Here is a 14,656-nt window from a genome sequence, read left to right as displayed (position 1 = left end):
CGTGGCCCGCCGCGAACGTCGGGGTGCCGGTCGGCCGGGCGTCGTCCTGGGCGAGGTACAGCGCGACCCCGCCCGCGCCGAGCCCGGCGACGAGCACGGCCGCCACCGCCGCGAGGACGGCCGGGCGCCGGGAGCGGGCAGGTGCCGCGGGCGGCGACGGGGGCGGCGCGAGCGGCGCCCCCACGAGCGTGGGCGGGGCGAACCCGGCGACGGGCCCGACGTGGGTGCGCTCCGGGGCGCCCCGGCCCGGCGCCAACCGCCGGGTGAGCTCGAGGGCGGCCGCCTCCCCGACCAACGGCCGGGCGCCGGACGGCGGCGCGTCCCAGGTGAGGGTGTCGCCGTGGCCGGGCAGCGCCCCGTCGACGACGGCCCGGGTGACCGCCCGTCCGGTGGCCCGCTGCGCCGTCTGCAGCGCGACGATCGCCTCGGCCGCGGATGCCGGCCGTTCGGCGGGGGACTTGGCGAGCAGCTGCTCCACCACCCGGCACACCGGGTCGGGGACGCCGCGCGGGCGCAGGTCGGGCACCGGCTCGCGGACGATCCGCGCGACCGTCGCGAGCGGCTCCTCCGCCGTGTCGGTGACGAACGCAGGACGGCCGGTGAGCAGGGCGAACATCGTGGCGCCGAGCCCGTAGAGGTCGGCGGCGGGCGTGGCGGTGCCCTCCAGCAGGCGCTCGGGCGCGGCGTAGGCGACGCTCGCCCGGATCTTGCCGCTCCCCGTGGTCTCGGTGACGCCGGGGAGCCGCGAGATCCCGAAGTCGCCCAGCTTCGGCTCGCCGTAGCGCGACACCAGCACGTTGGCCGGCTTGAGGTCCAGGTGCAGGATCCCCGCCCGGTGCGCGGTCTCCAACGCCCCTGCCACGGTGACGGCCACCTCGAGCACCTCGGCCCACGGCAGCGGCCCCTCGCGGCGCATCCGGTCGGCGAGCGACCCGCCCGACATGAGGTCCATGACGATGTACGGCTCGCCCCGGCCCGTCGTGCCACCGCGGTGCACGGTGACGATGTGCGGGTGCACGGACAGCGCCCCCATCGCCTGGCACTCGCGGACGAACGCGCGCCGCACGTTGTCGCCGTCGAGGCGGTCGTGCAGCACCTTCACGGCCACTTTGCGGCCGAACTCGGGCTCGTCGACGGCATAGACCGTGCCGTAGCCGCCCTGCCCGATCACCTCGGGATGCGCCAGGCCCGGGACGCCCAGCGCGGGGTGATCGGGGGTCACCGGCGAAGTCTAAGGTGCCGTTCACCCGATCGGGAGCGGCCGACGGCCCAATCCGGGGCGGCGCGGACGGGTGTCAGGAAAGCCACGTTCCTGACGTTGAACGTCCGGAACGTGGCTTTCCTGACCCTCGGGGCGGGCGCGGGGCCGCGCCCGAGCTGGGTCAGGCGGGGACCGCGCCCGGCCGGCCCGCCTCGACGACGAAGCTGCCCGCCGTCTCGACCGGCGCGTCCGGCCGCGTCACGAACGGCACGATCCGGTAGTCGGTGCGCCAGGTCTGCGGCGTGACCCGGCAGCTCACGTACCCGCGCTGGGAGTTGTGGAACTTCATGTGCGGGTTGGCGGCCAGCCAGTCCCGGCCCAGCTGGTCGGTCGGCTGTCCGTCCTTCGCCGAGGAGATCGATGACCCGGCGAACTCGGTGCCGACGACCGGCGAGCGCTCGTCGTCGAAGTCCAGCTTGAGGTCGCACACCACGCTGCGGTGGATGTCCCCGGTCAGCACGACCGGGTTGTGCGCGCGCCGCTCGTGCAGGCCGCCGAGCAGCCGGGCCCGCGCCGCGGTGTAGCCGTCCCACAGGTCGTTGCCCCAGCGGGTCGCCGCCGGGTTCGCGTCGTGGTCGGCCTGGGCGATCAGCGTCTGGTTGGCCAGCACGTTCCAGACGGCCGCCGAGGCGCCCGCGCCGTCGAGCAGCCAGCGCTCCTGCGCGTCGCCCAGCATGGTCCGGGACGGGTTGTGGCGCTCGTCGGTGGTGGTGTCGAGGACCTGGTTCGAGCGGAAGGAGCGAGTGTCGAGCACGTGCAGGTCGAGCAGGCCGCCGAAGCCGACGCGCCGGTACAGCTCGATGCTCGCCCCGGACGGGCGCTGCGGCAGCCGCAGCGGCATGTGCTCGTAGTAGGCCTGGAACGCCGCGACCTTGCGTGCCCGGAAGAACGCCGGGTCGTCGTCGGGGAAGCCGTCGCGGTCGGGCTCGGCGAGCTCGTTCGCCCAGTTGTTCTCGACCTCGTGGTCGTCCCACGTCTGGATCCAGGAGAACGCCGCGTGTGCGGCCTGCAGGTCGGCGTCGAGCTTGGTGAGCGCGTACCGGTTGCGGTACTCCGGCAGCGTTACGGTCTCGCGCTGGAAGGACTCGTCCAGCTGCATGTTCCGCACGCCGGCGTTCGCGCCGACGCCGTACTCGTAGAGGTAGTCGCCGAGGTGGACCACGAAGTCGAGGTCCTCGGCCGCCATGTGCCGGTAGGCGGTGTAGAAGCCCTCGTACCAGTTCTGGCAGGACGCGAAGGCGAACGCGAGCTCGTCCACCCGGACGCCGGGAGCGGGCGCGGTGCGGGCGCGCCCGACCGGGCTGAAGTCGTTGTCGGTGCGGAACCGGTAGAAGTACTCCCGCCCGGGCTGCAGGCCGGTGACCTCGGCGTGCACCGCATGGCCGAGCTCCGGCGTGGCGAACGTGTGACCCTGGCGCACCACGCGGCCGAAGCCCTCGTCCTCGGCCACCTGCCAGCGCACGTTGACCTTGCGATCGGGCATCCCGCCGCGGCCGTCCACCGCGAGCGGGTCGGGCGCGAGCCGGGTCCAGAGCACCACGCCGTCGGGCAGCGGGTCGCCGGAGGCGACGCCCAGCCGGAACGGGTCGCCGGGGAACCGCGGTGCCGCCCACGCGGGGCTCGCGCTCATTCCCGCCGACCACAGGGCGATCGTCGCCGCGCTCGCGCCCGCTGCGCCCAGGAAGTGCCGCCTGCTGAGGGTTGCCACTGAAGACCTCGCTCCTCTGATGAGTAGTGCCGGTCCGTCACCCTGTTGGGTGATCGTGAACGTCCGGCGGACGGAGATCAACGGGCGGATCACGGCTCGGCGAAGGGCGCGCCGGGCGTCGGCATCCTCACGCCGCGTTGACCGGCGTCGCCGGGTGTGTTGCAGTTCTGCTCGGACGGCAGTGGAGGAAGCCGGTGAGAGTCCGGCGCGGTCCCGCCACTGTCACCGGGGTGGGTGCCCCGGGAGCCAGACACTCGCTGCCGTCCCGGACCCCGCAACAGAGGGCGCGGACCCTCGAGGAGGAACGCATGACGGGCCACCCGGTCCTGCTGCTGTCGACCGCCGACACCGAGCTGCTCGCCGCCCGGTCCTCGGGTGCTCTGTACCGCACCGCCAACCCGGCGCGGGTCGATCCGGAGGGCCTGCCCGCGCTGCTCGACGGCGTCGCGGTCGTGGTGCTGCGGCTGCTCGGCGGCCGCCGGGCCTGGCCGGAGGGCGTGGACGCGCTGGTGGCGTCCGGGCTGCCGGTGGTGCTGCTGGGCGGGGAGGCCGCCCCGGACGCCGAGCTGATGGCCGCGTCCACCGTGCCGGCCGGGGTGGCGTCGGAGGCGTTGGGCTACCTCGCCGCCGGCGGCCGCGACAACCTGCGCGAGCTGCACCGGTTCCTGTCCGACACCGTGCTGCTCACCGGGGAGGGGTTCGCGCCACCGGTCGCGATGCCCGACTTCGGCGTGCACGGCTCCCGTGCGCACGACCCCGGGAAGCCGACCGTCGGCGTGGTCTTCTACCGGGCGCACGAGCTGTCCGGCAACACGGCCTTCGTCGACGTGCTGTGCGACGCGATCGAGGCGCGCGGCGCGAACGCGCTGCCGGTGTTCTGCGGGTCGCTGCGTGGCGCCCAGCCGGAGCTGATGGAGTTGCTGGGCCGGGCGGACGCGCTGGTCGCGACGGTGCTCGCCGCGGGTGGCACCCGGGCCGCGGACGCGAGCGCGGGCGGCGAGGAGGACTCCTGGGACGCGGGCGCGCTCGCCACGCTGGACGTCCCGGTGCTGCAAGGGCTGTGTCTCACGACCTCGCGGGCGACCTGGGCCGCGTCGGACGCGGCGCTGTCGCCGATGGACGCGGCGATGCAGGTGGCGATCCCCGAGTTCGACGGCCGGCTGATCACCGTGCCGTTCTCGTTCAAGGAGACCGAACCCGGCGACGACGTCCCCGTCTACCGGGCCGACCCGGAGCGCGCCGCGCGGCTGGCCGGGCTCGCGGTGCGGCACGCCCGGCTGCGGGCCACGCCGGTGGCCGACCGGCGCCTGGCCGTCGTGCTCTCGTCGTACCCGACCAAGCACTCGCGGGTGGGCAACGCGGTCGGGCTGGACACGCCCGCGTCGGCCGTGGTGCTGCTGCGGGCGCTGCGGGAGGCCGGCTACACGGTCGGCGACTTCCCGGAGGACTCCGACCAGCTGATCCACACGCTCATCGCGGCGGGTGGGCACGACGTCGAGTGGCTGACGGAGGAACAGCTGGCGGCGGCCCCGTCGCGGGTGCGGCTCGAGGACTGCCGGCGCTGGTTCGAGTCGCTGCCCGCCGGCCTGACGGACGGGATCCGGGAGCACTGGGGCGAACCGCCCGGGTCGCTGTACGTCGACGGGGACCAGATCGTCCTCGCGTCCCTGCGGTTCGGGAACGTGCTGCTGATGATCCAGCCGCCGCGCGGGTTCGGGGAGAACCCGGTGGCGATCTACCACGACCCGGACCTGCCCCCGTCGCACCACTACCTCGCCGCCTATCGGTGGCTGGAGCAGGAGTTCGGCGCCGACGCGGTGGTGCACCTGGGCAAGCACGGCACCCTCGAATGGCTCCCCGGCAAGGGCCTCGGGCTGGCCGCCGAGGACGCCCCCGACGCCGTGCTCGGCGAGCTGCCGCTGGTGTACCCGTTCATCGTCAACGATCCCGGCGAGGGCACGCAGGCCAAGCGCCGCGGGCACGCCGTGGTGGTCGACCACCTCGTGCCGCCGATGGCCCGCGCCGACACCTACGGCGAGATGGCCAAGCTGGAGCAGTTGCTCGACGAGTACGCCACCGTGCAGGCGATGGACCCGGCGAAGCTGCCCGCGCTGCGTACCCGGATCTGGGAGGTGGTGACGGCCGCTCAGCTGCACCACGACCTGCACGTGGACGCCGCGCCGGGCGAGGACGACTTCGACGACTTCATCCTGCACATCGACGGCTACCTCTGCGAGGTCAAGGACGTCCAGATCCGCGACGGCCTGCACGTCCTCGGCGGGGCGCCGCGGGACGAGGCCCAGGTGAACCTGGTGCTGTCGATCCTGCGCGCGACCCAGGTCTGGGGAGGCCGACAGGCCCTCCCCGGCCTGCGCAGCGCGTTGGCGGCGTGGGCGGGCCTGGACGAGCAGTCCCTCCTGGCCGCGCCGGGGGAGCGGCCCGAATTGCAGCAAAGCCACTTTCACGCAACGTCGTTGCAGGAAAGCCACTTTGCTGCAACCGGGGCCGAGAGGCGGCTGGCGCGACTGGTCGGCCTTGCCGGAGCCGTGCCCGCCGTCACCGGGGCCGACCTCGTGGACGTGCTCGAGGCCGTCGCCCGCGCCCTCGTCGTCGGCGTGCAGGCGAGGGGCTGGTGCGACACCGCCGCGGTGTGCGCCGAGCTGCTGGGGGAGGAGATCCCCGACGTCGTGGCAGTGCTGGACTTCGGGTGCGCCGAGGTCGTGCCGCGGCTGGAGCGCACCACCGACGAGGTCACGGGGGTGCTGCACGCCCTCGACGGCGGCTACGTCCCGGCCGGGCCGTCGGGCTCCCCGACCCGCGGGCTGGTCAACGTGCTCCCGACCGGGCGGAACTTCTACTCGGTCGACCCCAAGGCGATCCCCTCGCGCAGCGCATGGGAGATCGGGAGCGCGCTGGCCGACTCGCTGGTGGCCCGCCACCTCGCCGACACCGGGGCGTACCCCAGCAGCGTCGGGCTCACCGTGTGGGGCACCAGCGCGATGCGCACCCAGGGCGACGACCTCGCCGAGATCCTCGCGCTCATCGGCTGCCGCCCGGTGTGGGACGACGCGTCGCGCCGGGTCACCGGGTTCGAGGTCGTCCCGCTCGAGGAGCTGGGCCGCCCGCGGATCGACGTGACCGTGCGCATCTCCGGGTTCTTCCGCGACGCGTTCCCGCACGTGATCACGCTGCTCGACGACGCGATCCGGGCCGTCGCCGAGCTGGACGAGCCCGCCGAGCAGAACTACCTGCGCGCGCACGTCGACGAGGACGTCGCGGAGCACGGCGACCGGCGGCGCGCGACGTCGCGGATCTTCGGCTCGAAGCCGGGTGCGTACGGGGCCGGGCTGCTGCCGCTGATCGACGCCCGCAACTGGCGCAGCGACGCCGACCTCGCCGAGGTCTACGCGGTGTGGGGCGGCTACGCCTACGGCCGCGGGCTCGACGGGCGCGAGGCGCGCGCGGACATGGAGCAGTCGTTCCGGCGCATCGCGGTGGCGGCGAAGAACCAGGACACCCGCGAGCACGACATTGTCGACTCCGACGACTACTTCCAGTACCACGGCGGGATGGTCGCGATGGTGCGCGCGCTGACCGGGCGCTCGCCCGAGGCGTACGTCGGCGACTCGGCCGTGCCGCAGGCCGTGAAGACCCGCACGCTCGCCGAGGAGACCAAGCGGGTGTTCCGCGCCCGCGTCGTGAACCCGAAGTGGATCGCGGCGATGCAGCGACACGGCTACAAAGGCGCGTTCGAGCTGGCCGCCACCGTCGACTACCTGTTCGGCTACGACGCCACCGCGGGCGTGGTCGACGACTGGATGTACGGGCAGCTCGCCGAGAGCTACGTGTTCGACGAGACCAACCGCGCGTTCATGGAGAAGTCGAACCCGTGGGCGCTGCGCGGGATCACCGAGCGGCTGCTGGAGGCCGCGGACCGCGGGATGTGGGCCAAGCCCGACGACGCCGTACTCGACCGGCTGCGACAGACCTACCTGGATCTCGAAGGGGACCTGGAGGGCGCCGAGTGAACCGCCTCATCGGTCTCGGGGTCGGCCCGGGCGACCCCGAGCTCGTCACCGTCAAGGCCGCCAACCTGCTCGCCAAGGCCGATGTCGTGTTCGTCCCGGTCGCCGACTCCGGCGAGACGGGACGCGCGGAGCAGACCGTGCTGCACTACGCGGAGGCGTGGCGCGTCGAGCGGGTGGTGTTCGCGCTGCACGACCGCGAGCACACCGCCCGCCGGGAGCGGGCGTGGGACGCCGCCGCCGCGCAGGTGGCGGACTGGTTCGCCGCGCACCCCGGCGGCACCGCGGCGTTCGCGACGATCGGCGACCCGTGCGTGTACTCGACGTTCACCTACCTCGCCGCGACCGTGCGCGAGCTCGTGGGCGACCTGGCCGTCGAGCTGGTGCCGGGGGTCACCGCCATGCAGGACCTCGCCGCCCGCAGCGGCACACCCCTGGTCGAGGGTCGCGAGTCGCTCGCGCTGTTCCCCATGACGGCGGGCGCGGAGCGGTTCCGGACGGCCCTGGAGTCGTTCGACGCGGTGGTGGCGTACAAGTTCGGCCGGATGCTGCCCGAGACGCTCGCCGTGCTGCGCGAGACCGGGCGGCTCGACGAGGCCGTCTACGGCGCCGGGCTGGGCCTCGCGACCGAGGACATCCGGGCCGCCCGCGATCTCGATCCGGGGGAACCGGGCCCGTACCTGTCGACGCTGATCGTCCCCCCGAAGCGCACGGGTCGCGGCCATGGACTCCGCTGACGCGTTCTACGACGTCGTGCACACCCGGCGGGACGTGCGGTCGGGGTTCCTCCCGGACGTCCCCGTCGGCGACGCCGCGCTGCACCGGGTCCTCGCGGCGGCGCACGCGGCGCCGTCGGTCGGGTTCTCCCAGCCGTGGGACTTCCTCGTGCTGCGCGACCGCGCCGTCCGCGAGCGGGTGCACGCGCACGTGACGGCGGCGCGGGAGGCGTACGCCGCCTCGCTGCCGGCGGCGCGCGCGGCCGCGTTCCGGGAGGTCAAGGTCGAGGCGATCCTCGACACCCCGCTGAACATCGCGATCACCTGCGATCCGACCCGCGGCGGGCGGCACACCCTCGGCCGGCACACCCAGCCGCGCACGGCGCCGTACTCGGTGGTGGGCGCGGTGCAGAACTTGTGGCTCGCCGCCCGCGCCGAGGACCTCGGCGTCGGCTGGGTGAGCTTCGGCGACGAGCGTGAGCTCGCCGCCCTGCTCGGGCTCCCGCGGCACCTGGAGCTGGTGGCCTACCTGTGCGTCGGGCACGTCGAGCGCTTCCCGGCCGAGCCCGAGCTGGCCACGGCGGGCTGGGCGCGGCGGCGGCCGTTGCGCTGGGCGGTGCACCACGACACGTTCGGACGGCGGGCGCTGCCCGGGGAGGAACCGATGGACCTGGTCGCCGAGACCGTCGCCACGATCACGCCGCCGGACGCCGGGGCCCGCGCCGCGGCCGTCGAGCGGCTGGACCGCATGACGAAGCCGCGCGGTTCGCTCGGCCGCGTCGAGGACGTCGCCGTCACGCTCGCGGGGATCGCGGGGGAGTGCCCGCCGCCCGTGCCCGAGCCCGCGGCGGTGGCCGTGTTCGCGGCCGACCACGGCGTCCACTCCCAGGGCGTGACGCCGTGGCCGCAGGAGGTCACCGCGCAGATGGTGGGCAACTTCCTCGGCCGCGGGGCGGTCGTCAACGCGTTCGCCCGGCGGCTGGGTGCGGAGGTGTGCGTGGTGGACGTGGGCGTGGCCGCACCGCTCGAACCCGTTCCCGGACTCGTGCCCCGCCGGATCGCCGACGGCACCGCCGACCTCGCCACCGGCCCGGCGCTGACGCGCGACCAGGCCCGGGCCGCCGTCGAGGTCGGGATCGAGACCGCCCGCGACCTCGTCGCGGCGGGGAACCGCTGTCTGGTCACCGGCGACATGGGCATCGCGAACACCACCGCGGCGGCCGCGCTGATCTGCGCGTTCACCGGCGCCGACCCGGCCACGGCGACCGGCCGCGGCACCGGCATCGACGACGCCACCCTCGCCCGCAAGACCGACGTCGTCGCCCGGGCGCTCGCCCTCCACGAGCCCGACGCGGGCGACCCGCTCGGCGTGCTCGCCGCATTCGGCGGGCTGGAGCACGCCGCGCTGGCCGGGTTCGCGCTCGGTGCGGCCGCGTTGCGCGTCCCGGTGCTGCTGGACGGGGTGAACGCCGGCGCCGCCGCGCTCGCCGCCGCCGCGTTCGCGCCGGAGGTGACGGGCTACTGCGTGGCGGGCCACCGCTCCGCCGAGCCCGGCCACCGGCACGCGCTCGCCCACCTGGGCCTCGAGCCGCTGCTGGACCTCGGCATGCGGCTGGGCGAGGGCACGGGGGCGCTGCTGGCGCTGCCGGTGCTGCAGGCGGCGGCGCAGGCGATGCAGGACGTGGCGACGTTCGACGCGGCCGGGGTGACGGACAAGGAGCGTTGAGCCCCAGCGCCCCGAACGTCAGGAAAGCCACGTTCCGGACGCTGAATGACAGGAACGTGGCTTTCCTGCCACCTCGAAGCGACCGGGAGCGAGGGCGGGACGCCGGTCAGGGGCCCTGCGGCGCCGCCCCGTCGGTGAGCCGGTCGGCGCGGGCCCGGACGGCCGGCCACGACACCCGCACCAGCTGCACGGCGAGCGCCGCGACCACGGCCACGTCGAAGGCCAGCACCATGCGCTGCAGGATGCCGCCGATGTCGACGCCGCCGAACTCCAGGAACCCCGGGACCACCTCGTGCACCCGTCCCAGGACGTACGCGGCCGCGAGCACGGCCGCCCCGATCGACAGTGCCCGCACGACATCCACCACGGGACGCCACGACGGGTGCTCGGCCAGCCGGGGCGCGGCGGCGAGCCCGGCGAACGACAGCAGGGCCAGGATCCCGGCGCCGGCGAACTGGTGCATCCACCCGCCGAACGTCTCGATGTCGGGAGAGCCGTCGGTGGGGAAGACGGCGGCCAGCACGAGGCACAGCGCCCAGACCGTGAACAGCACGGTGGGCCGGCCGGCGAGCCGGACCCCGGCCCGGGCCATGCCCAGCAGCACCGCCAGCACGCCGACCGCGAGCGCGACCGCCGCCGACACGAACAGCTGCTCACCGCCGTCGACGAACACGTAGTAGCTCAGCGGGACGGAGACCGGGTTCACCTCGTCGACGAACGCCACCCCGAGGTAGATCATGATGATGCTCGCCCGGGCGGCGGCCACCAGCGCGAGCACGGCCAGCAGCAGCGTCCCGATCCCGAGCCAGCGCCTCCCGAGCCGATGCGTGGTCTCCATGATCCCCCCTGCGCGCCGTCCGCGATCATGCGAACGCCGCGGGGGGAGAAGCTGTTCCCGGTCAGGCGGTCTCGGCGCGGGGCGTGACCAGCGCGTCGAGCAGGTTGCGGACGGTGATGTCGCCCCGGTACTGCTCGCCGTTGACGAACAGCGTGGGAGTGCCGCGCACCCCGCTGCGCACCCCGGAGTTGAAGTCGGCCTCCACCCGGTCCTCCACGAACTGCGTGGCGGGCCACACCACCTTCTCCGGTGGAATGCCGATCTCCTCGGCGTAGCGGCGCAGGTCGTCCTGGGTGAGGTGCGGTTCCTCGCCCGCGTAGAGCCGCGCGTGCATCGGCCAGAACTGCCCCTTGAGCGCCGCACCCTCGGCCGCGACGGCCGCCGACAGCGCGAACGGGTGCAGCTCGGCCAGCGGGAAGTGCCGGAACGCGAACACGAGCCGGTCTCCGAGCCTGCCGCGCACCTCGTCGATGACGGGGGCGGCCGCGCGGCAGTACGGGCACTCGAAGTCGCCGTACTCGACGAGCGTGAACTCGGCGCCGAGCACGCCCTGCAGGTGGTCGTAGTTGCCGACCGGAGGGTGGAGCGACATCTCGTTCTCCTGGCCGCGCGATCACGATGGCAGGATTTCCGCCGTGGTGGTCACGACCTTATCCGAGCGCGGCGAGCTGAGCCGCGCCGCGCGGTCCTTCCTCCGGACGGAGTCCGGATCCGCGGTGCTCCTGCTCTCCGCCGCGGTGCTCGCGCTCGCGTGGGCCAACCTCGGGTGGGGGTACGAGGACTTCTGGCACCTGGAGCTCTCGTTCTCCGTCGGCGGTGTCGAGCTCACCGAGGACCTGCGGCACTGGGTCAACGACGGGCTGATGGTGCTGTTCTTCTTCAGCGTCGGCCTGGAGATCTCCCGGGAGATGGTGCTCGGTGAGCTGCGCGGCGCCCGTGCGCTCGCGGCACCGGCGATCGCCGCGCTGGGCGGGCTCACCGTCCCGGCCGCGCTGTTCCTGCTGTTCAACGCCGGTGGACCAGGCGCGGGGGCGTGGGGCATCGCGATCTCCACCGACACCGCGGTGGTGATCGGCGTGCTGGCGCTGGTCGGCCCGCGCTGCCCGGACCAGCTGCGCGTGTTCCTGCTCGCGCTCGCGATCGTCGACGACATCGGCGCCGTGGCCGCCATCGCGCTCTTCTACACCGAGGACGTGCAGGTCACCGCGCTCGTGCTCGCCGCGGTGCTGTTCCTCGCGCTGCTCGCGCTGCGCTTCGCCCGGTTCTGGCGCACGCCGATCTACGTCCTCATCGGCGTGGTGATGTGGCTGGCCGTGCTGGAGTCGGGCGTGCACCCGAGCGTCGTCGGCGTGGTGATGGGGCTGCTCGTCAACGCCTACGCCCCGCGGCCGCGGGACATGGCGCGGGCGCAGGTGCTCGGCGGGAGCTTCCTCGTCGACCCCCGCCCGGAGCGCGCGCTCGCGGCCCAGGCGGCGATGAACGAGGCCGTCTCCCCGAACGAGCGCCTGCAGCTGCGCATCCAGCCGTGGAGCAGCTACGTGATCGTCCCGGTGTTCGTGCTGGCCAACGCCGGCGTGGTGCTCACGGGGGAGACGCTCGCCGCCGCCGTCGCCTCGCCCATCACGTGGGGCATCATCGTGGGCCTCACCGTCGGGAAGCTGATCGGCGTCACCGCGGGCACCTGGGTGGCACTGCGCACCGGGCTGGGCCGGGTGCCCGACACCCTGCGGTGGGGGCAGCTGATCGGCGGCGCCGGGCTGTCGGGCATCGGGTTCACCGTCGCGCTGTTCGTCACCGACCTCGCACTCGACGACCCGCTCCTCGTCAACGACGCCAAGATCGGCATCCTGACCGGGTCGATCCTCGCCGGCGTGATCGGCTGGCTGATCTTCCGGCTCGCGGGGGAGCGCGGCGGGCAGTGCGCGCCGAGCGGGCTGCCGGTCCTGCCCCCGCGCCCGTGGCGGCCGCCGGCCTGAGCCGCGCCCGCGCCGTCGGCCGGAAACCCGCTGATCAAGGCGCTGCTGTCGGCCTGACAGATCGACAAGGGACGTCAGTGCCTTGGTCACCGCGGGGGACTCGAGGTGCGGGCCCGCGCGGAGAAGGTCTCAGTCCAGGCTCGCGAGGGGGTCGGCGCGGGTGAGATCCGCGTCGTCGGCGGCGAAGGTGCGGGCCCGGCCGGGACCGGTGCTGCGCGTCTCGAACCGGACGGTGACCCGCCCGTGGCCCGCGCCCTGCACCCAGCCGTGCCCGTGCTCGGTGTGGTGCACGTCGTCGCCGGGCCGCCACGGCCGGTCGGCGGGCTCCGCGACCGTCTCCTCCGCGGGGAGGGGCTCCGGTGCGGCCGCGACGGATCCGGCGACCGGTGCGGCGACGGCCGGTTCGAACAGCGCCGCGGGCGGGTCGTCGGTGAGCCCGGCGAGCGAGACCCCGATCAGGCGCACCCCGCCCTCCGGGACGGCCGCGCGCGCCAGTCGTTGCGCGACGACGGTGAGCGCGCCGAGGTCGCTGCTCGCGAAGGCCGCGGTCTCCGACCGGCTGGACGTGGTGAAGTCGGCGCTGCGGACCTTGACGGTGACGGTGCGCGCCGCCCGTCCCGAGGCGACGAGCCTGCGGTGTGCTGCCTCCGCCATCCGGGCGACGGCGTCGTGCACGGCCGCCATCGCGGTGAGGTCGGTGTCGAACGTGGTCTCGGCGCTGACCTGCTTCGCCGCGCCCCTCGGGGCGACCGGGCGGTCGTCCACCCCGCGGGCGAGCCGGTGCAGCTCGGTGCCGATGGCGGTGCCGAGCAGGCCGGTGACCTCGCGCAGGTCCATGGCGGCCAGCTCGCCGATGGTGTGCACGCCGAGCTTGCGCAGGCCGGCCTCGGCCACCGGCCCGACGCCCCACAGCGACCGCACCGGCAGCGGCGCGAGCACGGCCTCGTGCTCCTCGGGCGCGACCACGCGGAGCCCGTCGGGCTTGGCGAGCTCGGAGGCGATCTTGGCCAGCTGCTTGCCCGACCCCGCGCCGACCGACGACGGCAGCCCCGTGGCTGCCCGCACGGCCGCCCGCAGGTCGGCCCCGAAGCGCTCGACCTCCCCGGCGCCGGCTCCCGCCAGCGCCGGCGGCTCCAGGAACGCCTCGTCGAGCGACACCGGTTCGAGTACCGGTGCGGCGTCGGCCAGCACGGCCATCACCCGCTCCGAGAGCGACTGGTAGAGCCCGAACCGCGCCGGCAGCACCACCGCGTGCGGGCACAGCCTCCTGGCCTGGCCCATCGGCATCGCCGACCGCGGCCCGAACACCCGCGCCTGGTAGCTCGCGCCGGCCACGACCGCGCGGGGCCCGAGCCCGCCGACGAGCACCGGCCGATCGCGCAGGGTGGGCCGGGTGAGCTGCTCGACGGACGCGAAGAACGCGTCCATGTCCAGGTGCAGCACCCACCTCCCGCCCACGCCACCATCTTCGCGCCGCCCCCCGACAGTCCGCTCCAGCGCATCCGGAACCCGGCGACTCGCGTGTCTGAACCGGGCGACTCGCGTGTCGGAACCGGGCGACTCGGGTGTCGAGAAGGGGCGACTCGCGGAGGTCCCCGCGAGTCGCCCGGAAACGACGCGCGAGTCGCCCCGGTCGCTCAGCGGGCCGCGGCGATCACCGCGACGCCGTCGGCCTCCCGGATCTCCGGGGTGAGCGCCCCGAAGCCTGCCACCGCGGCGCGGTAGCCCGGTGCGGGGTGCAGGTCCCGCACCCACACGGGCCCGGCCGGAGTGCTCTCGCCGGTCCATTCGCGCACGCCGTGGTCGTCGAGGGTGATCGCGGCCATCGGGCTCGACAGTCCGTCCCCGGTGGCCTTCAGCAGGGCCTCCTTGCGCGCCCACAGCGTGAAGAACGCGGCGGCGTCCGGCGCGGTCTCGGCGGGCGAGCAGACGTGCGCGGCCATCGCCGCGAGGTCGGACAGCTCCCGGACCTGCTCGACGTCGAGCCCGATCCCCAGATCGCTGCCCACGGCGACGCCGACGAGGTCGCCCGCGTGGGTCAGCGAGAACTCCGGTCCCCCGGGGAGCGCGGGTTTGCCGTGCTGCTCGCCGCACCGGCACGTCCGGTCGAACTCCAGGTCGGCGGGGTCGCGCCCGCCGGCGAGCACGAGGCGGGCGAGCGCGTGGGCGGCCAGGTACCGGCCCTGGTCGGCGGGCCGCCGGAACCGGTGGAGCCGCTCGCGCTCGTGGGCGTCGAGGAGCGCGACGAGCGCCGGTGCCGCCGCGGGTGCGACGGGCGCGGCCCACCACACGTGCACGGGTCGCAGCGTCACCGGGACATGCTTGCACGCACCAGGTGCCGCCGGCCCCGTGGACGCGGGGCCGGCGGCACCGGCGATCGGATCAACCCGGGGGGGGCACCCGGTT

At 74.7% G+C, this 14,656-nt stretch carries 10 protein-coding genes and 1 riboswitch; of the genes, 4 read left to right on the top strand and 6 right to left on the bottom strand.

The window, feature by feature from the left end; genetic code table 11:
* Positions 1 to 1,222, bottom strand: a 1,222-nt coding sequence (locus KME75_RS33250; RefSeq protein WP_219418908.1) for a serine/threonine-protein kinase, incomplete at its 3' end; no start/stop codon positions are given.
* 160 nt (positions 1,223 to 1,382) lie between these two features.
* Positions 1,383 to 2,969, bottom strand: a complete 1,587-nt coding sequence (locus KME75_RS33245; protein ID WP_308283309.1) for an alkaline phosphatase D family protein — start codon at positions 2,967 to 2,969, stop codon at positions 1,383 to 1,385.
* 162 nt (positions 2,970 to 3,131) lie between these two features.
* Positions 3,132 to 3,245, top strand: a riboswitch (cobalamin riboswitch).
* A 32-nt stretch (positions 3,246 to 3,277) separates the two neighbouring features.
* Between KME75_RS33245 and cobN the strand changes: the two genes are divergently transcribed.
* The 3 genes from cobN to cobT are packed head-to-tail and all read left to right on the top strand — an operon-like array spanning position 3,278 to position 9,436.
* A complete protein-coding gene (gene cobN, locus KME75_RS33240; RefSeq protein WP_219418907.1) occupies positions 3,278 to 6,997 on the top strand; it encodes a cobaltochelatase subunit CobN in 3,720 nt (1,239 codons plus the stop codon).
* Positions 6,994 to 7,731: a precorrin-2 C(20)-methyltransferase gene (cobI, locus tag KME75_RS33235; RefSeq protein ID WP_219418906.1), complete on the top strand. Its 738-nt coding sequence runs from the start codon at positions 6,994 to 6,996 to the stop codon at positions 7,729 to 7,731. The genes cobN and cobI overlap by 4 nt, the downstream gene beginning before the upstream one ends.
* A complete protein-coding gene (gene cobT, locus KME75_RS33230) occupies positions 7,718 to 9,436 on the top strand; it encodes a nicotinate-nucleotide--dimethylbenzimidazole phosphoribosyltransferase (protein WP_219418905.1) in 1,719 nt (572 codons plus the stop codon). Before cobI ends, cobT begins: the two co-directional genes overlap by 14 nt.
* Positions 9,437 to 9,542: 106 nt before the next feature.
* On the opposite strand, the gene KME75_RS33225 is transcribed toward cobT, so the two are convergent.
* Both KME75_RS33225 and KME75_RS33220 read right to left on the bottom strand, forming a co-directional pair.
* Positions 9,543 to 10,274: a DUF998 domain-containing protein gene (locus KME75_RS33225; protein WP_219418904.1), complete on the bottom strand. Its 732-nt coding sequence runs from the start codon at positions 10,272 to 10,274 to the stop codon at positions 9,543 to 9,545.
* A 61-nt stretch (positions 10,275 to 10,335) separates the two neighbouring features.
* Positions 10,336 to 10,866 carry a DsbA family protein gene (locus KME75_RS33220; protein WP_219418903.1) on the bottom strand — a complete coding sequence of 177 codons (531 nt, stop codon included), beginning with the start codon at positions 10,864 to 10,866 and terminating at the stop codon, positions 10,336 to 10,338.
* 43 nt (positions 10,867 to 10,909) lie between these two features.
* Here KME75_RS33220 and nhaA point away from each other — a divergent pair, with 43 nt between their 5' ends.
* Positions 10,910 to 12,250, top strand: a complete 1,341-nt coding sequence (gene nhaA, locus KME75_RS33215) for a Na+/H+ antiporter NhaA (RefSeq protein WP_219418902.1) — start codon at positions 10,910 to 10,912, stop codon at positions 12,248 to 12,250.
* Positions 12,251 to 12,379: 129 nt separating this feature from the next.
* Here the strand turns inward: nhaA and KME75_RS33210 are convergent, their stop codons facing one another.
* Positions 12,380 to 13,708 carry a DNA polymerase IV gene (locus KME75_RS33210; RefSeq protein ID WP_308283307.1) on the bottom strand — a complete coding sequence of 443 codons (1,329 nt, stop codon included), beginning with the start codon at positions 13,706 to 13,708 and terminating at the stop codon, positions 12,380 to 12,382.
* A 179-nt stretch (positions 13,709 to 13,887) separates the two neighbouring features.
* The gene (locus KME75_RS33205) at positions 13,888 to 14,562 is read right to left on the bottom strand and encodes a 4'-phosphopantetheinyl transferase family protein (protein WP_219418901.1); all 675 of its coding nucleotides are present in this window, start codon (positions 14,560 to 14,562) and stop codon (positions 13,888 to 13,890) included.
* Positions 14,563 to 14,656: the final 94 nt, after the last annotated feature.

The sequence above is a fragment of the Pseudonocardia nigra genome, from assembly GCF_019396355.1.
Classification (GTDB): Bacteria; Actinomycetota; Actinomycetes; order Mycobacteriales; family Pseudonocardiaceae; genus Pseudonocardia; species Pseudonocardia nigra.
Note: the sequence above shows the minus strand (reverse complement) of the source record. Positions and strands in the feature narration are given on the sequence as shown.

Coding starts and splice junctions, on each gene's coding strand:
- cobN (WP_219418907.1), top strand. CDS start 3,278: ATGACGGGCCACCCGGTCCTGCTGCTGTCGACCGCCGACACCGAGCTG.
- cobT (WP_219418905.1), top strand. CDS start 7,718: ATGGACTCCGCTGACGCGTTCTACGACGTCGTGCACACCCGGCGGGAC.
- KME75_RS33225 (WP_219418904.1), bottom strand. CDS start 10,274: ATGGAGACCACGCATCGGCTCGGGAGGCGCTGGCTCGGGATCGGGACG.
- KME75_RS33220 (WP_219418903.1), bottom strand. CDS start 10,866: ATGTCGCTCCACCCTCCGGTCGGCAACTACGACCACCTGCAGGGCGTG.